The organism is Galbibacter orientalis DSM 19592, from assembly GCF_000260115.1.
Taxonomy (GTDB): domain Bacteria; phylum Bacteroidota; class Bacteroidia; order Flavobacteriales; family Flavobacteriaceae; genus Galbibacter; species Galbibacter orientalis.
In genome coordinates this window covers 1,086,749-1,108,171 of record NZ_JH651379.1, presented here as the reverse complement: position 1 = coordinate 1,108,171, position 21,423 = coordinate 1,086,749, and the positions used below count along the sequence as shown (strand labels likewise).

At 33.2% G+C, this 21,423-nt stretch carries 14 protein-coding genes; 9 read left to right on the top strand and 5 right to left on the bottom strand.

What is annotated here, in order from left to right:
* Nucleotides 1-177 precede the first annotated feature (177 nt).
* The 5 genes from JOOMADRAFT_RS04990 (at nt 178) to JOOMADRAFT_RS04965 (ending at nt 11,575) form a co-directional block, all read left to right on the top strand.
* Complete coding sequence (locus JOOMADRAFT_RS04990) at nt 178-5,709, top strand: alpha-2-macroglobulin family protein (RefSeq protein WP_008611743.1); 5,532 nt, start codon at nt 178-180, stop codon at nt 5,707-5,709.
* A 166-nt stretch (nt 5,710-5,875) separates the two neighbouring features.
* Nucleotides 5,876-8,257: a penicillin-binding protein 1C gene (gene pbpC / locus JOOMADRAFT_RS04985; RefSeq protein WP_008611742.1), complete on the top strand. Its 2,382-nt coding sequence runs from the start codon at nt 5,876-5,878 to the stop codon at nt 8,255-8,257.
* Nucleotides 8,258-8,753: 496 nt separating this feature from the next.
* Nucleotides 8,754-10,409 carry a glycerol-3-phosphate dehydrogenase/oxidase gene (locus tag JOOMADRAFT_RS04975; RefSeq protein ID WP_008611741.1) on the top strand — a complete coding sequence of 552 codons (1,656 nt, stop codon included), beginning with the start codon at nt 8,754-8,756 and terminating at the stop codon, nt 10,407-10,409.
* Between the two features lie 234 nt (nt 10,410-10,643).
* Nucleotides 10,644-11,015: a hypothetical protein gene (locus JOOMADRAFT_RS04970; RefSeq protein ID WP_008611740.1), complete on the top strand. Its 372-nt coding sequence runs from the start codon at nt 10,644-10,646 to the stop codon at nt 11,013-11,015.
* 35 nt (nt 11,016-11,050) lie between these two features.
* Nucleotides 11,051-11,575 carry an RNA-binding protein gene (locus JOOMADRAFT_RS04965; protein WP_008611738.1) on the top strand — a complete coding sequence of 175 codons (525 nt, stop codon included), beginning with the start codon at nt 11,051-11,053 and terminating at the stop codon, nt 11,573-11,575.
* A 495-nt stretch (nt 11,576-12,070) separates the two neighbouring features.
* Here the strand turns inward: JOOMADRAFT_RS04965 and JOOMADRAFT_RS04960 are convergent, their stop codons facing one another.
* On the bottom strand, nt 12,071-13,072 hold the full coding sequence (locus JOOMADRAFT_RS04960; RefSeq protein WP_008611737.1) for an NAD(P)H-dependent glycerol-3-phosphate dehydrogenase: 1,002 nt from the start codon (nt 13,070-13,072) through the stop codon (nt 12,071-12,073).
* Between the two features lie 414 nt (nt 13,073-13,486).
* Here JOOMADRAFT_RS04960 and lysM point away from each other — a divergent pair, with 414 nt between their 5' ends.
* Entirely contained in the window at nt 13,487-13,984 is a 498-nt protein-coding gene (lysM, locus tag JOOMADRAFT_RS04955) for a peptidoglycan-binding protein LysM (protein ID WP_008611735.1), read from the top strand.
* Between the two features lie 329 nt (nt 13,985-14,313).
* Here lysM and nadD read toward each other — a convergent pair whose 3' ends face one another.
* The 4 genes from nadD to JOOMADRAFT_RS04935 all read right to left on the bottom strand — a co-directional run bounded on the left by nadD (nt 14,314) and on the right by JOOMADRAFT_RS04935 (nt 17,064).
* A complete protein-coding gene (nadD, locus tag JOOMADRAFT_RS04950) occupies nt 14,314-14,901 on the bottom strand; it encodes a nicotinate (nicotinamide) nucleotide adenylyltransferase (protein ID WP_008611733.1) in 588 nt (195 codons plus the stop codon).
* 149 nt (nt 14,902-15,050) lie between these two features.
* Nucleotides 15,051-15,650 carry a guanylate kinase gene (gmk, locus tag JOOMADRAFT_RS04945; protein ID WP_008611732.1) on the bottom strand — a complete coding sequence of 200 codons (600 nt, stop codon included), beginning with the start codon at nt 15,648-15,650 and terminating at the stop codon, nt 15,051-15,053.
* Between the two features lie 33 nt (nt 15,651-15,683).
* A complete protein-coding gene (locus JOOMADRAFT_RS04940) occupies nt 15,684-16,556 on the bottom strand; it encodes a YicC/YloC family endoribonuclease (RefSeq protein ID WP_008611731.1) in 873 nt (290 codons plus the stop codon).
* Between the two features lie 151 nt (nt 16,557-16,707).
* Nucleotides 16,708-17,064 (bottom strand): toxin-antitoxin system YwqK family antitoxin, encoded by a 357-nt coding sequence (locus tag JOOMADRAFT_RS04935; protein WP_008611730.1) that lies wholly within the window; start codon nt 17,062-17,064, stop codon nt 16,708-16,710.
* Between the two features lie 473 nt (nt 17,065-17,537).
* Here JOOMADRAFT_RS04935 and aspS point away from each other — a divergent pair, with 473 nt between their 5' ends.
* The 3 genes from aspS (at nt 17,538) to JOOMADRAFT_RS04920 (ending at nt 21,402) form a co-directional block, all read left to right on the top strand.
* Nucleotides 17,538-19,286: an aspartate--tRNA ligase gene (aspS, locus tag JOOMADRAFT_RS04930; protein WP_008611729.1), complete on the top strand. Its 1,749-nt coding sequence runs from the start codon at nt 17,538-17,540 to the stop codon at nt 19,284-19,286.
* 63 nt (nt 19,287-19,349) lie between these two features.
* A complete protein-coding gene (locus JOOMADRAFT_RS04925; RefSeq protein ID WP_008611728.1) occupies nt 19,350-21,143 on the top strand; it encodes a chloride channel protein in 1,794 nt (597 codons plus the stop codon).
* Nucleotides 21,144-21,147: 4 nt separating this feature from the next.
* Nucleotides 21,148-21,402: a cytochrome b family protein gene (locus JOOMADRAFT_RS04920; RefSeq protein WP_008611727.1), complete on the top strand. Its 255-nt coding sequence runs from the start codon at nt 21,148-21,150 to the stop codon at nt 21,400-21,402.
* Nucleotides 21,403-21,423 lie beyond the last annotated feature (21 nt).

The window sequence follows — 21,423 nt, the reverse complement described above, 5'->3', positions numbered from 1 at the left end:
TCGAGACAAGCCTCCGAGGTATTCAAAGGAAAATAATTTAACCCATTTCGACGTAGAGCCCTTCGGTAAAATCAGGGCAGGCTTCGAGGAATAAAGCCCTCCATGAGGGATTAAAATAATACATTGTTTAAAATATAACTCTTGGTTGATAGTCTAATCCGCCTATAAAAAAACATCATGCAGGTAAAAAAAATACTATTCTTCATTTTAGCAATCTTAATTATTGGTTGTAAAGACAAAGAAAATGACATTCAGCAGCAAAAGGAAAACCTGTTGAAATATAGAGAATACATTTCTGATGTTTCTACAGGAATTATTTCAGCAAAATCCGATATTAGAGTTGTATTAAAAAACCCTTCTAGTAAACTTTCGGAGAACAAGATTCTAGATGATAAAATACTAGAGATAAAGCCTTATGCTGCTGGAAAAGTGGTTGCTTTAAACAATCAGACTATTGCTTTTATTCCTGAAAAAGGTTTAAAACAAGGCACCGAATATACACTTACCTTAGACTTAGAAAACTTTATTGAGGACATTCCGTCCAACCTTGAGGACTTTACTTTTAAAGTAAAAACGCTTGAACAACAATTTAATATCACTACATCAAACCTTCAATCTTACAACAGAGATTGGCAATATTTAGAAGGAAGTTTGCGCAGTAGTGATGTTATGGATTTAAAAACTGCAAAAAGCTTAGTTTCTGCTTATCAAAACAGTAAATCGCTTAACATCAAATTTGACGAAACAATCCAAGAAGGAACTCAAATTCTTTTTACTATTGATAGTATTCAGCGCTTTGACAATGATTCGGAAATAGAAATATTATGGGATGGAAATAACCAAGGTATTCATGACAAAGGGGAGGCAAAAGTAAAAATTCCTGGAAAAGATAATTTTACTATTGTAGATGTAAATACGTACGAAGGGGAAAATCAATATTTAGAAATAAATTTTTCCGACCCAATTAAAAAATCTCAAAAGCTTGAAGGATTAATTACACTTGAAGGTGCAGAAAATCTAAAATTTATTATTGACGGGAATGTTATAAAAGCATATCCAGATAAAAAAATTCAGGGTGTAAATAATCTTACTGTTTTTCAAGGAATAGAAAGTTCGGAAGGTTTTAAACTTAAAAATATTTTTAGTGAAAATATTGCCTTTGAACAACTAAAACCTAATGTTAGACTTTTAAGTAGCGGTACTATTTTACCAAATTCTAGCAACCTTAAAATTAACTTCGAAGCAGTTAACTTAAAAGCCGTAGATGTTACAATTATTAAAATTTACGAAAATAATATTCTTCAATTTCTTCAGCAAAACGACCTCAACGGAGAAGGAAATTTACGCACCACAGCGCGCCCAATTGCTAAAAAAGCAATTCAACTTCAAACCAACCTTACAAAAAACACTGGAAACTGGAGAGCATACGCCATTGACCTTCGAGATATTATAACTCCAGACCCTGGCGCTATTTATAGAGTGGAATTTTCCTTCGGAAAAAAATACAGTTCGTATACCTGCAATAGTGAAGAAAGTGAAACTTTTGAACTCAATGAATTTGACAATTTTAAAAATGAGGTAAACAATTCCGAGGAATGGTCGCCAACTACAGACAACACCTATTGGGATAATGACTATTACTACAATTACAATTGGAATGAACGCGAAGATCCGTGCAAGGATTCTTACTATTACAACAAAACCGTTAAAACAAATGTTATTGCTAGTGACATTGCTTTAACCATTAAAAAAGGAAAAAACCAAAGCTATTTTGTAAGTGCCAATGATATTATCTCTACAAAACCTCTAGCAGGAACAAAAGTTACTTTTTACAACTACCAACAACAACCTATTGGAAACGTAATTACCGAAACCTCTGGCACTACTATTTTTGACGCAAACTCCCCTGCTTTCTTTGCTATTGCCGAACGTAATAATCAAAAAACATATCTTAAGTTAAACGACGGAAACGCATTATCTGTAAGTAAATTTGATGTTGCAGGAACAGAACTCCAAAAAGGAATTAAAGGATTTTTATATGGCGAACGAGGAGTTTGGCGCCCTGGGGACACCCTCTTTTTAAATTTTATTTTAAATGATAAAAATAACCCTATTCCAGATAATCATCCTGTAAAATTTGAGCTAAGTGATCCTTATGGTAAAATAATTCATAAAGAGGTTAAAGCAGATGGTATTGGTGGGTTTTATAATTTTAATGTTGTAACACAGCAAAATGCACCAACAGGAAATTGGCTTGCAAAAGTAAGTGTAGGCGGTGCTACGTTTACAAAAAATCTTAAAATAGAAACTATCAAACCGAATCGATTAAAGATAAAAGTCGATTTTAATAAAGAAGTGCTTTCCGCCAACGAAGCTATCCAAGGAAACATGTCGGTTACGTGGTTACATGGCGCTATTGCAAAAAATTTAAAGAGCGATATTCAAGGGCGTTTTTCAGTAACAAACACAACATTTAAAGAATTTCCAAATTACACTTTTGACGATCCTACCATTAAATTTTCTTCTGAAGATCAAACTGTTTTCGATGGAAAAATAAATGCGGAAGGAAAAACTACTTTCAATTTATCTCCACAACTAAAAGGCAAAGCTCCAGGAATGTTAAAGGCTTCATTTATTACAAAAGTCTATGAAAACGGGGGAGATTTCAGCACCGATGTATTTACAAAAAATTATTCGCCTTACAACACTTATGTAGGACTTAGAGTTCCCGACGGAGATGCTAAAAGAAGTATGCTGCTAACAGACAAGAATCACACCTTTGAAGTTGCTACTGTAGATGAAAATGGAAAACCAAAAGCGGTAGACAAACTTAATGTATCGGTTTATAAAATTGATTGGCGCTGGTGGTGGGACACTTCCGAAGATAATTTATCCACTTTTAATAGCAGCAATTATCAAGAAGAAGTATTTAAAACTACGGTAAGTACTAATAAAAACGGAAAAGCGAGTTTTAAATTCCAAATAAAATATCCAGAATGGGGACGTTATTTAGTGCGTATTGAGGATTCTAAAGGAGGACATTCCACAGGGAAAACTGTTTATTTTGATTGGCCAGGATGGGCTGGGAAATCTAAAAACCAAGACCCAGAATCGGCTACCATGCTTGTTTTTTCTTCTGATAAGGAAACTTATAATGTAGGGGAAAAAGCAATTATAACCTTTCCTTCTAGCAACCAAGGAAGAGCTTTAGTAACCGTTGAAAATGGAAATGAAGTTTTAAAATCTATGTGGATAATTCCTGAAAAGGAAGAAACCAAATTTGAGCTTCCAATTGAAGCGCTCTACACCCCAAATGTATATATTCATATTTCATTACTTCAACCGCATGCCACCACAGTAAATGACGCTCCTATTAGAATGTATGGTGTAATTCCGATTACTGTTAATAATCCAGAAACCATTTTAGAACCAGTAATATCTATGCCTAATTCTCTAAAACCTGAAGAGAATATCAATGTAAAAGTGAGTGAGAAGAATGGGAAAGCAATGACTTATACGTTAGCTATTGTAGATGAAGGTTTACTAGACTTAACCCGATTTAAAACTCCAAATCCTTGGGATACCTTTTTTGCCCGTGAAGCTTTAGGTGTTAAAACTTGGGATGTTTATGATGATATTATTGGGGCTTTTGGCGGTAGAATTGATCAAGTATTTAGTATTGGAGGAGATGGAATGTTGGCAGGTGCTAAGAATAAAAAGGCAAACCGATTCAAACCTATGGTTGTCTATTTAGGACCATTTGAACTTCCAAAAGGGAAAGCAAAAACGCATAAAATTAAAATTCCTAAATATATTGGAGCTGTACGCACCATGATTATTGCAGGAAATACTGCTGAAAATGCCTACGGAATTGCTGAGAAATCTACTCCTGTAAAAAAACCTTTAATGCTACTTGCATCGGCTCCAAGAAAAATAACTCCAAAAGAAACAGTTAATATTCCAGTTACTGTTTTCGCCATGGAAAACACTATTAAAAATGTAACCGTTTCTATTAAAAATAATGTTGCTTACGAAGTAATTGGCGAAAAAACCAAAACGGTAACGTTTACAGAACCTGATGAAAAAATGGTTTATTTTGACCTTCAGGTAAATCAAATTACAGGCATAGGAGCCATTGAAGTAAATGCAACAGCAAATGGTGAAAAAGCAAGTTATAAAATCGAATTGGATGTTGTAAATCCGAATCCGTATTCTACCATTGTGCAAGAAGAAATTTTGGAGGCTACAGCTTCAAAAACTATTAATTTAGAAACCTTTGGAATTGATGGCAGTAACAGTGCTCAAATTGAGTTTTCTACATTGCCTCCAATGGATTTTACTAACCGATTGGAATATTTAATTAGATATCCTCATGGTTGTGTGGAACAAACAACCTCTGCTATTTTTCCTCAATTATTTTTAGCTGATATTTTTGACCTTACTATTGATAAAAAACAACGTATTCAAACAAATATCGAAAAAGGTATTAATCGTCTTAGTAGTTTTCAACTTCCTAATGGAGGCTTCTCCTATTGGCAAGGACAAAACTTTACCGACGACTGGGGGACTTCTTATGCTGGACATTTCTTATTAGAGGCAGAAAGCAAAGGATATGTATTACCTATTGGCTTTAAACAGAAATGGATTCACTACCAACAACAAGAAGCTAAACAATGGCGAAATTCTAGTACTAATTCAAGTTTAGCACAAGCTTACCGCTTATATACATTGGCTTTAGCGGGAAAACCCGATGTTTCTTCCATGAATAGGTTATTGGAAACTCCAAGCATTTCTAACGAAGCCAAACATAGACTTGCAGCAGCTTATGCACTTGCTGGGCAGCTTCAGGTTGCTAAAACCGTTTTTAACAGCGCTACTATAGATTTTGCACCTGTTGATTATGATGCTTACACCTATGGCTCTACGGATAGAAATAGAGCTATGGCTTTAGAAACTTTAGTGCTTTTAAAAAATAAAGAGCAAGCTCAAAGTATCTCAAAAGATGTTGCCAAAACATTGGCTTCAGATAAATGGATGAGTACACAGAGTACAGCCTACAATTTGCTTGCTATGGCAAAATTTGCTAACTATATTGGCGGGAAAGGGATGCACATTTCTTATACCTTGAATACAAACAGCAATACTATCGAGACTGATAAAACCTTAGCAAACCGAGTACTTTCAGTAAAAAAAGGAAGCAATACTATTACTCTAAAAAACAATGCAGAAAATACTGTTTTTGTACGAGTACTTAATACTGGGAAACTTCCGGTAGGAGAAGAAAAAGAATCTAGTAGAAACTTAAAAGCTCTGGTTAGCTTCAAAGGAAAAAACGGTAAGTCTATAGATATAAATACATTAACTCAAGGAACTAATTTTATTGCTGAAGTTACTATAACCAACACTAAAGCTGTAGACTTAAAAAACGTTGCTTTAACAGAATTTTTCCCTAGCGGATGGGAAATTGTAAACACCCGTTTTACCGATTTCGGAAATTTTGAAGATAACCAAGTTAATTATACCGACCTTAGAGATAGCAGTGCTAATTTCTATTTTGACTTAAAGAAAAATGAAAGCAAAACATTTAGAATTCTATTAAATGCATCCTACTTAGGAAAGTATTATTTACCAGGAATTCAATGTGAAGCTATGTATGATAATGATTATATGGTGAGAACAAAAGGTAAATGGGTAGAAGTAATTAAATAAGTTAGTGTTTAAGTGTTTATGGAAAAGATTGAAAGATTAAAACATTGAAGGATTTAATGATTGAAAAATTAAGAATACGCTGTCGCTTTATGACTTTATAGCCATCGGAAAGATTTAAAGGGGGTAAAGCAATCTTACTATTTTTCGCTTAAACGCAAAAGACAAGATGAATTCAATAATTAAACATTTTTTATACGATGCAAAAAAGTTCCTTTTTGTAACGCATCGCTACAAAAGTGTTGTCATTTTATTGCTGTTAGTAGGATATTATTTTTGTCTTCCTAAGTCGCTTTTCAACAATCCAACTTCTTCAGTAATTGAAAGTCGGGAAGGAATTCTTTTAGGTGCTAAAATTGCCAATGATGAACAATGGCGTTTTCCAGCAAACGACAGTGTTCCTTACAAGTTTAAGCAGTGTATTATACAATTTGAAGATGGTTATTTTTATCATCATCCAGGATTTAATCCTGTTTCTATAGCAAAAGCATTTGTAGCAAATATAAAATCTGGAAAAGTAGTTCGGGGAGCAAGTACATTAACACAACAGGTAATCCGACTTTCAAGAGAAGGAAAAAAGCGTACTTATTTCGAAAAACTTATTGAGTTGGTACAAGCCACCCGTTTAGAGCTTCGAGATACAAAAGACGAAATTTTAAATTTATACGCAGCACACGCACCATTTGGAGGAAATGTAGTTGGATTGGAAGTAGCTTCTTGGCGGTATTTTGGAATTTCTTCTGAAAAATTATCATGGGCGGAAGCAGCAACATTAGCAGTACTACCAAATGCTCCAGCCCTTATTTATCCTGGAAAAAACAAATCTCGTTTATTAGAAAAAAGGGATAAACTCCTCCATAAATTATGGAACGAAGAAATTATAGATTCATTAACCTATAAATTAGCAATAACAGAAACATTACCCGAAAAACCTTTTGCTTTACCACAAATAGCGCCTCATTTCTTACAATTTGCTTCCTCAAAAAATAAAGGAAAAAAACTAAAGTCAACACTAGATTTTGAACTTCAAAAGCGTACAAATACCATTGTAAAACGCCATTACGAAACACTACGCCAAAACCAGGTATATAATGCAGGCGTTTTAGTTATGGATATTGAAACCAAAAAAGTAATTGCCTATGTAGGAAATACCCCAACTACAAAAAAGCATCAAAAAGATGTTGATGTTATTCAAGCTCCAAGAAGTACAGGGAGTATTTTAAAACCTTTTTTATATGCCGCTATGTTGGATAGCGGAGAACTCCTACCAAATACATTGGTTGCAGACGTTCCTACACAAATTGCTGGATACAGTCCAACCAATTTTAATGAACAGTATGCTGGTGCGGTACAGGCTAAAAAAGCATTAGCACGCTCTCTTAATGTCCCTGCGGTACGTTTATTACAAGAATATGGCTTGGAGAAATTTAGAGAACAGCTCAATTATTTTCATCAAAAGGATATTAATAAGACTTCAGACTATTACGGACTTTCATTGATTCTAGGTGGCGCTGAAAGCAACTTATGGGATTTATGTAAAGCATATGCTGGAATGGCTTCTACTGTGAATCATTTTACAGAAACTTCTAGTGAATATTTTTCTAATGAATTTGGAAACCCTGTATTTCTTCAGCAAGAAAATTATAACTTCGGAAATAAAACACAAGAAAAAAATGTCTTTGATGCTGGGAGTTTTTTTTTAACACTTGAAGCTTTAAAAGAAGTGAATCGTCCAGAAAATGAAGAAGCATGGGAATTTTTTGACAATTCTAAAGAAATAGCTTGGAAAACAGGAACTAGCTACGGAAATAGAGATGCTTGGGCTATTGGCGTAACCAAAAAATACTTGGTAGGGGTTTGGGTAGGAAATGCGGATGGCGAAGGGAGACCACAATTAACTGGCGTAAATAGTGCCGCTCCCCTATTGTTTGATGTCTTTGATGCCTTACCAAAAACTACTTGGTTTAAAACTCCTTTTGACGCTTTAACAGAAGTTACTATCTGCAATAATAGCGGATATTTAGCGTCTCCAATTTGTCCAAATACTACTATAAAAGTACCTAATGCTGGAGCAAATTTTAAGGTATGTCCCTATCATAAATTGATTCATTTAGACGAAAAAAAACAATTTAGAGTGAACGCCTCTTGCTATCCACTGGAAAAAATGATTTCTGAATCATGGTTTGTATTACCTCCATTAATGGAATTTTATTATAAAAGCAGTGATGCAAATTACAAAAGCATGCCTCCTTTAAATATAGCTTGTAAGAATAACGATGCCTCTCAGATGGATTTTATTTATCCTGAAAACAATAGTAAAATAATTTTAACCAAAAACTTTAGAGGTAAAACCAACGAAGTAATATGTAAAATTGCACATCCCAAAAGAGAGAGTAGTATTTTCTGGTATTTGGACAATACCTATATTGGTGAAACTAAAACTTTTCATGAAATTGCTATTCTTCCTTCCGTAGGGAAACATCAAATTACTGCAATAGATGAATTGGGAAATGAAAAAACAATTTTTATTGAAATTGAAAAAACTTCTTAATCTTTTTACAGGGCAAACTCATACTTTTTATTTAGCTTTCGTTAAAAGTAGTGTTGGTGCTAGCGCAGCTAAACCCCTTATCCGCAGAATAGTGACCGAAAGCTCTGAAATCAGGAGTGCAGCGACGCAGAGTTTCGGTTACGGTTTTTCGACCCCGTTGTCGAAAAAATTCATTGGATAAGGCGCCTTTTTCTTTGTTTCGCTTCTTTTGGGCGAGCAAAAGAAATGAAAAGCACAAAATCACTGGCGTTTGGGTTGATATTGGAGTCAACAAATAATCAACGTAGTTCTAAACTGAAGCCTTTTATTTCTACTTATTTTTATGTAAAAGCAATTTTTAAGACTATTGAAAATAAAAAAAAGTGTCAAAATTTTGAGATTTAAGATTGATTCAAATGGATTTTTACTAAATTTCACTTTGTTTTGTAAAGTATGAGTTTGCCCTTAACCTTTTTATGGCTTAAAATTGTATCTTTCTTAAAGGAAAAATCAATCCATGAAACTATATAACTTCTCCAACCTCAACCGTTCAGAAAACACTAAAATACTAAAAGAGACTACCTTTGATCTTGTAGTTATTGGTGGCGGAATAACAGGCGCTGGAATCCTTCTAGATGCCGCTTCAAGGGGCTTAAAAGTAGCGCTGATAGAAAAAGAAGATTTTGCTTCTGGTACTAGTAGTAAATCTACCAAACTTATTCATGGCGGACTTAGGTACTTAAAGCAATTCGATTTTTGGTTGGTAAAAGAAGTAGGTACCGAACGTGCTATTGTACACAAATTAGCACCACATTTAGTCCTCCCAGAGAAAATGCTACTCCCCTTGGTTGAAAATGGCTCTTACGGGAAGTGGCTTACTTCTATCGGGTTAAAAGTATACGATTTATTAGCGCAGGTAGAAGATGAAGACCAACGACAAATGGTAGATAAAACGGAAGCTTTAAACCTAGAGCCTTTACTTCCGAAGAAAATTTTAAAAGGCGCTGGTTATTATGCGGAATACAGAACCGACGATGCCCGTTTAACTATAGAAAACATAAAAACAGCACTGCAATACCAAGCTGTTCCTATTAATTACACAGAGGTTACTAATTTTTTATACACAAACAAAAAGGTACAAGGTGTTGAAGTAATCGATAAAATTACGGGGGAAACATATAAAATCAACGCAAAATATGTAATCAATGCCACAGGGCCTTGGGTAGACGAAATACGATTGCTAAATAAGTCAAAACAAGGACATGGGTTGCATTTAACAAAAGGAGTACATCTTGTTTTTCCATTTGAAAAATTCCCTGTAAAACAATCCGTTTATTTTGATGTTCCAGACGGGAGAATGATTTTTGCTATTCCCCGTGGAAAAATAACGTATGTAGGCACAACCGATACCAATTATACCGATAATAAGGATGAAGTTTATACTAACTTAACAGATGCGGTGTATCTTATAGAAGCCATAAACCATATGTTTCCAAAAATAAATTTATCGTTGGAAGATATCCAATCATCATGGGCTGGATTGCGACCTTTAATTCATGAAGACGGTAAATCTCCATCAGAACTTTCTAGAAAGGATGAGATTTTTGTTTCCGCAAGCGGATTAATAAGCATAGCTGGAGGGAAACTAACTGGTTATCGTAAAATGGCGGAACGAACTGTAGATAAAATAGCCAAAAGAATGGAAGAAGACTTTGCTATTAAAATTCCAAAATGCAACACCGATAAAATTCCACTTTCTGGCGGAACTTGGGAAAGCTACAGGGAAGTAAAACAGTACAGAAAACAACTTTTTAAAGAGCTTGAAAAAGATGGTTTTTCAAAATATGATGCGTTTTATTTAGTACATACATACGGAAAGCAAACCGAAGAAATTTTAAAGTTATACCATAATTTTACAGGAGACGATAATCCTGAAAAACTTATAAAAGCCGAATTTCATTTTACTGTTGAATACGAAATTTTACAAAACCCAATAGACTTTTTTATCCGTAGAACAGGACGTATGTATTTTGATATTGAAAGTGTAAAACAATACAGCCCCATAATTCTTGAGGAATATCAAAAACTCTTTAAGACTGACAATGCTACTATTGAAAATTACAAAAAAGAAATTTCAACCCTCATAGAAAAACATAGCGTAATTAAAGATTAATTTTAATCATTAATATCCGGTTTAAAATACAAGACCGCTTCGCTATAAGAACAAAGAACAAAGATTAGATCTTAACTATTATAAAATAAGCAGTTTAAAAAATAACATTACTAAAATCCTCTTTTTATTCATTTTTATTAATAGCAAGGGGTATTTTGGAAACCTCATTTGAATCTCAATATAATTGGAGTTCAATAAATTCCGTTAACTTTTATCGGATAATAATAATTTTCAATGAAAAAAAAGCAGCATTTAATTATATTAAAAATACTTTCAATAGTATTATTAGTAATCGTTCCTATAGATGTTCAAAAGTTCTATCTAACATCAGGGATTATATGGATTATTATGGTATTAGATAGTATTCAAGATTTAGATTTATTTCGTATTGGTCTTTTAATATCGATATTAACAATTACTGGAATGATTTTCATTTTTTCAAAAAAAAGAACCTATATTTTATTAGGATATCTACTTACTTATATAGGCCTTATTTCTGTATCATTTAAGTCTTTTCAAGACATAGCAACAATAGGAGTACTTACTATTTATGCAGTCATATCTTACCTAGTAATTTATTTAACTTCAAACAAAAGCTACCTATAAAAATTCCTGTTATACTAACTAATATTTTCAAAATAATGGATTTAAAACTCATAAAAACTGTCACTTTAGTTTCTTTCCTATTTTTCAACCTTTTGATACTAAATATTTATGGGCAAGAGAATCCAGACAACTGGTCTGCAATAGAAAAAGAAATATATCAAAACCTTAAGAGCTTAGCATATTATACAACAGACCATAAACTAGATGAGATTTTTAATGATACTATCCTGAACAGATATATTGTAGATTACGATAGGAACTCAGAAAGAACTAAATTTATTAGTGATTCTTTTATTTATTTCAAAAAAACGGTTGACAGTATAGGGATAGAAAATCTGGATGCCAAACCCATACGGTTTTATAAAAGTTTTGAGATATATGCTCCATTTAAAAAAGAGCAAATGGAAGAGTATGCCCCCTATACTTTTGCATATTACAATAAAAAAAATCCTGAAAAACCTATTGGCTCTTTATTGTTTAGCAGAGAATCTCATAAACTGGTTGCATGGATTCTGCTGCGGCAAGGAGATCATAATTATATGTTTTTACCAGGATATTAAATTTGATAAGAAAACGTAGCTTCTAATAGGTACTTATAAAATTGAATATAATATTCTGCATTTATTAAGCAACGATTGCCGCTTTATTTATTACGGAAGGCACATCCGTAAATACAACAATCAGCTATAAATCATTTTTATATAAAACAAAACCCCGAAAATGAGTTTTCCAACTTTAATACGGGGTTTTATTTTAAATTTATATCTTATATAAGGAGTGTTCAAAGGGAACAAATTTAACTCATTTTGACGTAGAGCACTTCGGTAAACTCAGGACAGGCTCTATAATAAAACCCTCAATGAGGGATTTAAAATACAAGACCGCTTCGCTATAAGAAAAAAGACTAAATCTTAACTATTATAAAATAAGCAAATTATCTACCTCAAGGCAAGCCTACGAGGTGTTCAAAGGAATATAATTTAACTCATTTTGACGTAGAACACTTCGGTAAACTCAGAATTGGCTCTGGGGAACAAAACCTTCAATGAGGGATTTTAATCAAGTTTCTCAGTAAGTTTTAAAAATGTTTTTTTAGGATCCTTTCCTTCATATAATACTGCGTGTACAGCATCAATAATTGGAGTTTTAGATTTACGCTTTTGCTTAGAGGTTATTATATGAGCGCTTTTGGTAGCATAATATCCTTCAGCAACCATATTCATTTCCATCATAGCACTTTTTACAGTATATCCTTTTCCAATCATATTCCCGAACATTCGGTTTCTACTAAAAATGGAATACCCCGTAACCAATAAATCTCCTAAATAAGCAGAATCGTTGATATTACGCTTCATTTTATGAATTCGTTTTATAAAGCGTTTCATTTCTCTAATGGCGTTACTCATTAAAACCGATTGGAAATTATCTCCATACCCCAACCCATGTGCAATTCCAGCCGCTATAGCATAGATATTTTTAAGGACGGCAGCATATTCTGTACCGATAATATCATCACTAATTTTAGTTTTAATATAGGGACCTGCAAGTTTATTTGCTAGAATCTCCGCTTTTTCCTCATCAGAAGAAGCTACCGTAATATAAGACAATCTTTCTAGAGCCACCTCTTCTGCATGGCAAGGTCCAGTTATAACTCCAATTCTATCAAAAGGAACATTATAAAGGTTATGAAAATACTCCCCCACAATAAGTCCGCTCTCTGGAACTATTCCTTTAATTGCAGAAAAAACCACCTTATTATCTAAAGATGTTGATAATTTCCCTAATTCTTCATGCAAGAAAGCAGAAGGAATAGCAAAAATTAAATAATCCGCATAAGATGCCATTTCATTAATATCATTACTCAGTTTTAATTTATCCGTATTAAACTCAACAGAACTTAAATAATTAGGATTGTGTTGCTGCTCCTTAATATGTTGAATAGCATTTTTATTACGCATATACCAACCTACTTCATCCAAATTTTCGCACAACATTTTAACTAGCGCTGTAGCCCAGCTACCCCCACCTAAAACAGCAACTTTTATAGTATTCTCCATTAATTTATTCTTCATTTATAAGTCAAAAGTAATTAAATTTTAAAATAAGATATTAACTGTTGATTATCAGTATTTTATCATTTCATTACAATTCACAAAATTACGAAACAAACTTTAGAATGCTAAAAAAAGGTTTAACAATAGATTGTGAAAATTCATACAATGTTTATTGAAAACTCCACGTTATAAATACGTAATAAAGAGAATTAAGTTAGGTTAGTTGATTTTTTTTGGTTGGTTATTTACAAGAAGTCGTTTTTAGAAAATTCTAAAAACGACTTCTTCATTTATATCTCTAAAATGTCCATTTTATTTAACGATAAATTGATAGTATATTTTTTCAATTTATTTGTATTAATATGATAATTTTCGTAGATTGATAGTCATTAACTTTCAAATTAAAAAGTAAAAACTATGGGGCTATTTTCATTTATTAAAGATGCTGGTGCAAAAATTTTTGGAGGAAAAACTTCCGCTGAAGAAGCTGCAGAGCAAGCAGCAGATAAGCAAGCTGCTATAAAAGAAGCAAATTTAAAAGCTGCAGCCAGCTTGAGCGAAACAATAAACGATTTAGGATTAAAAGTTGAGAATTTAGACATTACTATTTCTGAAGACACTGCAACAATACGAGGGAAAGCTTACAACCAAAGTACAAAAGAAAAAGTGGTTTTAGTAGTGGGAAATAGTGCTGGAATAGCTGTTGTAGATGACCTTATGGAAGTTGAACATACGGAGCCAGTAGCTAGATTCCATACTGTTGTAAGTGGAGATTCCTTAAGTAAAATAGCTAAGAAATTTTATGGAAATGCCATGAAGTACCCTGAAATATTTGAGGCTAATAAGCCAATGCTAACTGACCCAGATAAAATTTACCCTGGTCAAGTGTTACGTATTCCTCCTACAAAAGAATAACCTTAATGAACACATAATTATCAGGCTGTCTAAAAAAGTAATTCATAGTTATCAAACTTAAAGGAGCTTGTCGAACTGAGCTTGTCGAACTGAGCTTGTCGAACTGAGCTTGTCGAACTGAGCTTGTCGAACTGAGCTTGTCGAACTGAGCTTGTCGAACTGAGCTTGTCGAACTGAGCTTGTCGAAGTTTCGCAACCAACACTCAATAAAATCCTTCGACAAGCTCAGGATAACATTTAGAGTTTAGATACTTTTTTAGACAGCCTCATATTTTTTAACTTATTATAATTTAGTTTAGAAACGTTCATAAAAAAACTGTCTCATTTCCTTATTTATAAAAATTCATTAAATCAATATACTCCCATACTTTATTATTAAGTAAAGGCTTGATATTTTTCTGTGCTGCAATAGCTTTTCTAATAAAAGTAGAAGATATTTCCATAATAGGAGCCTCTACCTTTTTTACATTTGGATGTGCTTCAAATGAGTTTTGAGTATTTTCATTTTTCTTAACTCTTGGATACACATAAATATCGTTTTCAGCTAAAATAATATCATGATTTTTCCACTTATGGAAGTTCAATAAATTATCCTCCCCCATTATTAAAGCAAAATAATTATCTGGATATTTTTCCTTTAGATACACCAAAGTATTTACTGTATAATTAGGCTGCGGAAGTCCAAATTCAATATCGCTGGGTTTTAATTTATCGTAACCTTCGGTTGCACGATAGACCAATTCCAACCTATGGTGATTGTCTAGCAATGTGCTTTTCTTTTTTAAAGGATTGTGTGGTGTAACCACAAGCCATACCTCATCCAAATCGCTAAACTCAACCATATGGTTAGCTATTGCTAAATGCCCAACATGAATAGGATTAAAAGTACCAAAGTACAACCCAATTTTTTTTTTCATGTGAATAACTTTAAGTTAAATATATGATTTTAAGAATTTTAAACCAGCAATAATTGACTTTAAAAACCTTCGCTTTACTCATATCTATTATAGAGACTTGTAAAAACGCCTATTTTAATCACAACAAACGCACTTTATAAAAGTTGATACTATTCGTTTTTTAACCCAATAAAATTAGCCACTAAATTATAGGCATCATTTTTTGCAGTTTCTAAATCGTAGTTTTTAATAATAGTATCAAATTGTGGTGCAGTAGCCAATTCTACAGAAGCTTTTGCAATGCGCATATTAATTTTATCGTCGCTTTCTGTTTTACGCTTTTTAAGTCGAATTTTAAGCTCATCAACACTTGGAGGCTTTACAAAAACTGCTAAAGTTTGCTCTGGAAATTTCTTTTTTATACGAAGTCCCCCAGCAACATCTATATCGAAAATAACGTTTTTTCCGAGTGCCCAAATTCTTTCTACTTCAGATTTTAAAGTTCCGTAGAAATTATCTCTATAAACTTCTTCCCACTCTAAAAAGTCATCGTTTTTTATATGTTTTTTAAAATCTGATAAAGAAAGAAAGTAATAGTTTTCTCCATCCACCTCTTCTCCTCTTGCTTCTCTTGAAGTTGCCGAAATTGAAAACTCTAAATTCAATTCTGGGTAATTAAGTAAATGTCTTACAATAGTAGTTTTTCCACTCCCAGATGGCGCTGAAAATATAATTAACTTTCCCCCTGTTCCGTTATTGGTATGCTGCATAGAATGTTCTTCTGAAGTATTTTACTTGTTAAACTATAATACGTTTAACATTTGTTCTTTTATTTTTTCTAGCTCATCTTTCATCTGAACTACAATTTGCTGCATTGGTGCAAAATTAGCTTTAGAACCAATGGTATTAATCTCTCTTCCGATTTCCTGACTAATAAATCCTAGTTTTTTTCCATTAGAATCATCCGAAGAAAGCGTTTGTAAAAAGTAATCCAAATGGTTTGCCAAACGTACTTTTTCTTCTGTAATATCAAATTTCTCTAGATAAAAAATCAACTCTTGCTCAAAACGATTTTCGTCTACATTTTCTTTAATATCTGCAACCGCTTTGTTTAGTCGCTCTCTAACATTATCCATTCGTTCTGGATCTATAGCCTCCACTTGTTTAAGTAAGTCCAATAAATTCTCTATTCGAGCAACAAAATCCTTTTCCAATACTGCCCCTTCATGAGAACGGAAACTATTAATTTCTTTTAATGCCTCTTGTAGTGCTGCCTTAATTTCTACATATTCCGTTTCATCTATTTCGTCTCGTTCTACTTTTAAAGCGTCTGGCATTCTTACCGCCATTTTTAAAAGTTCAATATCATCATTTTGACCAGAATTAGATACATTAACCGCTCTCAATTGTTCCATATACCCTTGTACAATTGCAGTATTTACTTTGGTGTTAGAAACCTCTCCGGTAATCTCCACAAACAGACTAAAATCTATTTTTCCTCTTTCTAAGCTATTTGCTATAATATTTCTCAGCTCAATTTCCTTTTCTCTATAAGATGAAGGAATTCTGGCATTGAGATCTAGATTTTTACTGTTTAATGATTTTAATTCTACGGTGATTTTTTTTGAAGGAAGCTGAATAATATTCTTCCCAAAACCGGTCATTGATTGTATCATGTTTTTCTTTTATCGATAGGCAAAAGTACGAAATCCAATAGGTTTTAAAAACTTGAAATTCAACACTCCCCATAAAGAGCTTATAAAATAGGACTAAAAACAAAAAAACCACGTAAAAACGTGGTTTTAAAATATTCTATTTTTGTTACAATTAATCTACAGTTACTACAGAATTAGAGTTGTTCCAAGTAGTTACTTTTGCAATTCTATTATCTTCGTAGTTTACTTCTTTTAATGAATCTTCATTCCAGAAAAACCATTTCCCTGTTTTCTTTCCATTATTGTATTCTGCCATTGCAATTTTCTTCCCTTCTTCATTATAAGATTTCCATTCGCCGTGCAGTTTACCATCTAAATAAAAGCCAGTTTGAGCAATACTTCCATTGTCATGGAAATAGGTAGCCTTTACCATTTCTCCTTCTTTCTCCAGTTTTGGTTTATTCTCAACATTTTGAGCTACCATAACTAACGAAAAAAGCATCGCAAAAATTAAAATTGATTTTTTCATGATTCTATATTTTTCGTTATTAAATTATTAGTACTTTACATTATCATAACAAAGGTAACGAAATAATTTACACAAAAAACACATTTACATAACATTAAGTTAACATTAAACTCATATGTTACTGATAATCAATTATTTATCCAATATTAATTTTTCATTTTCGACTAAAACTTAACATTGGAGACTTCAATGAGGGTAAAAAAAGATCATTTTTCGACTTAAATCAATACTCAAACAGGTCAAATCAACTACCTCGAGGCAAGCCTACGAGGTATTCAAAAGAAAATAATTTAATCCATTTAGACGTAGAGTCCTTTGGTAAACTCAAGACAGGCTCTAGGAAATAAAACTCTCAATGAGGGATTTAAATCAAAAAAAAAACACTTTATAGGCAGTGCTGTAATTTACAACTGAAAAAGTTTCTTTTACCTAAGAACTTATTACCTTTGCATCTTATTAAATGTTAAGAATTCATGTATAGAAGTCATACTTGTGGCGAGTTACGCAAAGAGCACATCAATAAAGAAGTAACCCTCTCTGGATGGGTACAAAAAGTAAGAGATAAAGGTTTTATGGTTTGGGTAGATGTAAGAGACCGCTATGGAATCACTCAGCTAATTTTTGATGAGGAACGTACCCCTAATGGAGTATTGGAAACAGCACAGCGTTTAGGAAGAGAATTTGTAATTCAAGTTGACGGAACTGTTATTGAAAGAGAATCTAAAAATGCTAATATTCCTACAGGAACTATTGAGGTTTTAGTAAAAAACATCACTGTTTTAAACGAATCCAAAACACCTCCATTTACTATTGAAAATGAAACGGATGGTGGAGACGACCTTCGTATGAAATATCGTTACTTAGATATTCGTCGTAATCCAGTTAAAAACAGTCTTATTTTTAGACATAAAGTAGGGATTGAAGTAAGAAATTACCTTTCTAATGAAGGGTTTATAGAAGTAGAAACTCCTTACTTAATTAAATCTACTCCAGAAGGAGCACGAGATTTTGTGGTCCCTTCTAGAATGAATGAAGGTCAGTTTTACGCACTTCCACAATCTCCACAAACCTTTAAGCAACTGCTTATGGTTGGGGGAATGGATAAATATTTCCAAATTGTAAAATGTTTTAGAGACGAAGATCTTCGTGCAGACAGACAGCCAGAGTTTACACAAATAGACTGCGAAATGGCTTTTGTAGAACAAGAAGACATTTTAAATGTATTTGAAGGACTAACACGTCATCTCTTAAAAGAAATAAAAGGAATAGATATTACCAATTTCCCTCGTATAACTTATGATGAAGCTATGCGAAAATATGGTAATGACAAACCAGACATTCGCTTCGGAATGGAGTTTGGAGAACTTAACGAAGTAGCGCAACATAAAGATTTTAAAGTTTTTAATGATGCTGAATTAGTTGTTGGTATTGCCGTTCCAGGAGCTGCTTCCTATACTAGAAAAGAAATTGATAAACTTATTGATTGGGTAAAACGTCCACAAGTTGGCGCTTTAGGAATGGTATATGTAAAATGTAATGAAGATGGAAGCTTTAAATCTTCCGTAGATAAATTTTACAACGAAGACGACCTTAAAAAATGGGCAGAAGCCACAAACGCTAAAGCAGGCGATTTAATTTGCGTACTCTCTGGCGTTGCTAATAAAACTAGAGCACAACTTAGTGCTTTACGTATGGAAATGGCAGAACGTTTAGGATTACGAAAAGCAGACGAATTTGCTCCACTTTGGGTGTTAGATTTCCCGCTATTAGAATGGGATGAAGAAACAGCGTGCTACCACGCCATGCATCACCCATTTACATCGCCTAAACCAGAAGATGTTAAATTGCTAGATACCGAACCAGGAAATGTAAGAGCCAATGCCTACGATCTAGTACTTAACGGAAATGAAATTGGAGGGGGCTCTATTAGAATTCACGATAAAGACTTACAAGCATTAATGTTTAAACATTTAGGATTTACCGAAGAAGAAGCAAAAGCTCAATTTGGTTTCTTAATGGACGCTTTCCAATATGGGGCGCCACCACACGGAGGACTCGCTTTTGGATTTGACAGATTGGTGGCTATTCTTGGAGGTCAAGAAACCATTCGAGACTTTATTGCATTTCCAAAAAACAATTCTGGTCGAGATGTTATGATTGATGCTCCTGCCAAAATTGACGAAGAGCAATTAAAAGAACTTCATATAAAGTTAAATCTTTAAAAAACAGACGCTTGTAAGTATTATATTTGCAAGCGTTTTTTAAACTATATAAAAATATGGGCGATGCCACAGTCTAAAAAGAACTTATTTACCCGCATATTAATTTGGCGAGCTAAACATATTTCTCAACAACAATTTATCTACATTCTAAGTATCCTAGTTGGATTTACTTCGGGAGTAGGTGCTGTTGTACTTAAAAACCTAACCCATTTTATTCAGTTATTACTAGAAGGTAAACTTATTCAAGAATACCATCATGCATTTTACTTTGTATACCCCTTAATTGGTCTAACTCTTACCTTTCTTATTATGAAATATATAATAAGAAACCGTGTGAGTCATGGTATCCCCTCTACTCTTTTTGCTATTTCAAAACGGAAGGGAATTATGAGGCAATTTCAAATGGTAGGGAGTATTCTTACCGCTCCTTTTACAGTAGGTTTTGGAGGTTCTGTAGGACTGGAAGGGCCAACAGTTGCAACAGGTGCTGCAATTAGCTCCAATATTGCAAGGCTTTTTCATATGAATCAAGCAAGCAGAACTTTACTTATAGGAGCAGCCGCAGCTGGTGCCATGGCTTCTATTTTTAAAGCGCCAATTGCTGCTATAATTTTTGCTGTTGAAGTATTTAGTCTCGACTTAACTTTAGCATCCTTACTGCCACTTTTATTAGCTTCACTGTCTGGAGTTATTACCTCTTATTTTTTCTTCGGAAGTGATATTTTATTACCTTTTAAATTGGAAGACGGATTTGTACTTAACGACGTTCCTTTCTTTATTTTATTAGGTGTTGTTGCAGGATTTACTTCTATATATTTTACAAGAGTATACGCCTGGATTCATGATTTTTTCGAAAAAATGAATTCTCCTATTAAAAGATTAATCATTGGAGGTATTGCCATAGGGATTTTAGTTTTCTTCATCCCGCCTCTTTATGGAGAGGGTTATGAAGTAATAAACCATTTAGTACAAGGCAATCCAAAAGCGGCATTAGAAAACAATTTCTTTAATATCGATTTAGACAATGTATGGGTTGTAGTAGCGCTATTAATAGGTTTAATCCTTTTTAAAATAATTGCTAGTGCCATTACTTTTGGCGCTGGTGGTGTAGGTGGAATTTTTGCACCAACACTTTTTATGGGAAGCATCATGGGAAATTGTTTAGCTAAAGTGCTAAATAATATCGGGATTTTAAATTCCCCAGTTTCTGAAAGCAATTTTACATTAGTAGGAATGACAGGACTTATGGCAGGAGTGTTACACGCTCCACTAACCGCCATCTTTTTAATTGCAGAACTAACTGGAGGTTATGAATTGTTTATTCCTTTAATGATTACAGCAACCATTTCATTTGCTATTACTAAATATTTTGTCTCGCATTCTGTGTATACCATGGAATTGGCCAGAAAAGGAGAACTTATAACTCACGACAAAGACCAAGCGGTTCTTACATTAATGGATATTAGCACTGTAATAGAAACTAACTTTGTACCTCTTTATCCAGATATGACATTAGGTGAAATTGTCCACAGTGCTGTTGTAAAATCTAATAGAAATATTTTCCCTGTTCTGAATAAAAAAACAAATTATTTAGAAGGTATTATTTTATTAGACGATATCCGATCTATTATGTTTGATCAAAGTTTATATGAAGAAATAAAGGCTAGCGATGTAATGCAAAATCCACCCGAAGTAATTAAAATGCAAACCGATAATATGACCAAGGTTATGCAAAAATTTCAAGATAGTGGCGCTTGGAACCTTCCTGTTATTAAAGATGGAAAATATTATGGCTTTGTTTCTAAATCTAAATTATTAACAGCCTACAGAAGGAAATTAATATCTTTTACAAAATAGAAAAATGAAAAGAGTTGTTCAAATAGTGTTTTTTGCAATTTTAATAGCCATAGCTGTAGGCTATTATTATAAATGGGAAGATAACGACCTTTTAGGAGATAGAATTATCGGGATTGCTGTTATCTCTTTCGCTTTCATATTAATACCTCTCTTTTTATACTCTCGCTCCAAAGGCAAAAAAATAACAGATTATATGTTAACCAAGGATAATGTTGATAAAATGAACGGCAAAAAGGGGGAAAACACTGAAAATCAATAATTTTTACAAGAAATTCTTATA

Excerpts from the sequence above, each read along its gene's own strand:
- JOOMADRAFT_RS04990 (WP_008611743.1), top strand. The coding sequence starts at position 178 with ATGCAGGTAAAAAAAATACTATTCTTCATTTTAGCAATCTTAATTATT.
- pbpC (WP_008611742.1), top strand. The coding sequence starts at position 5,876 with ATGAATTCAATAATTAAACATTTTTTATACGATGCAAAAAAGTTCCTT.
- JOOMADRAFT_RS04975 (WP_008611741.1), top strand. The coding sequence starts at position 8,754 with ATGAAACTATATAACTTCTCCAACCTCAACCGTTCAGAAAACACTAAA.
- JOOMADRAFT_RS04970 (WP_008611740.1), top strand. The coding sequence starts at position 10,644 with ATGAAAAAAAAGCAGCATTTAATTATATTAAAAATACTTTCAATAGTA.
- JOOMADRAFT_RS04965 (WP_008611738.1), top strand. The coding sequence starts at position 11,051 with ATGGATTTAAAACTCATAAAAACTGTCACTTTAGTTTCTTTCCTATTT.
- JOOMADRAFT_RS04960 (WP_008611737.1), bottom strand. The coding sequence starts at position 13,072 with ATGGAGAATACTATAAAAGTTGCTGTTTTAGGTGGGGGTAGCTGGGCT.
- lysM (WP_008611735.1), top strand. The coding sequence starts at position 13,487 with ATGGGGCTATTTTCATTTATTAAAGATGCTGGTGCAAAAATTTTTGGA.
- nadD (WP_008611733.1), bottom strand. The coding sequence starts at position 14,901 with ATGAAAAAAAAAATTGGGTTGTACTTTGGTACTTTTAATCCTATTCAT.
- gmk (WP_008611732.1), bottom strand. The coding sequence starts at position 15,650 with ATGCAGCATACCAATAACGGAACAGGGGGAAAGTTAATTATATTTTCA.
- JOOMADRAFT_RS04940 (WP_008611731.1), bottom strand. The coding sequence starts at position 16,556 with ATGATACAATCAATGACCGGTTTTGGGAAGAATATTATTCAGCTTCCT.
- JOOMADRAFT_RS04935 (WP_008611730.1), bottom strand. The coding sequence starts at position 17,064 with ATGAAAAAATCAATTTTAATTTTTGCGATGCTTTTTTCGTTAGTTATG.
- aspS (WP_008611729.1), top strand. The coding sequence starts at position 17,538 with ATGTATAGAAGTCATACTTGTGGCGAGTTACGCAAAGAGCACATCAAT.
- JOOMADRAFT_RS04925 (WP_008611728.1), top strand. The coding sequence starts at position 19,350 with ATGCCACAGTCTAAAAAGAACTTATTTACCCGCATATTAATTTGGCGA.
- JOOMADRAFT_RS04920 (WP_008611727.1), top strand. The coding sequence starts at position 21,148 with ATGAAAAGAGTTGTTCAAATAGTGTTTTTTGCAATTTTAATAGCCATA.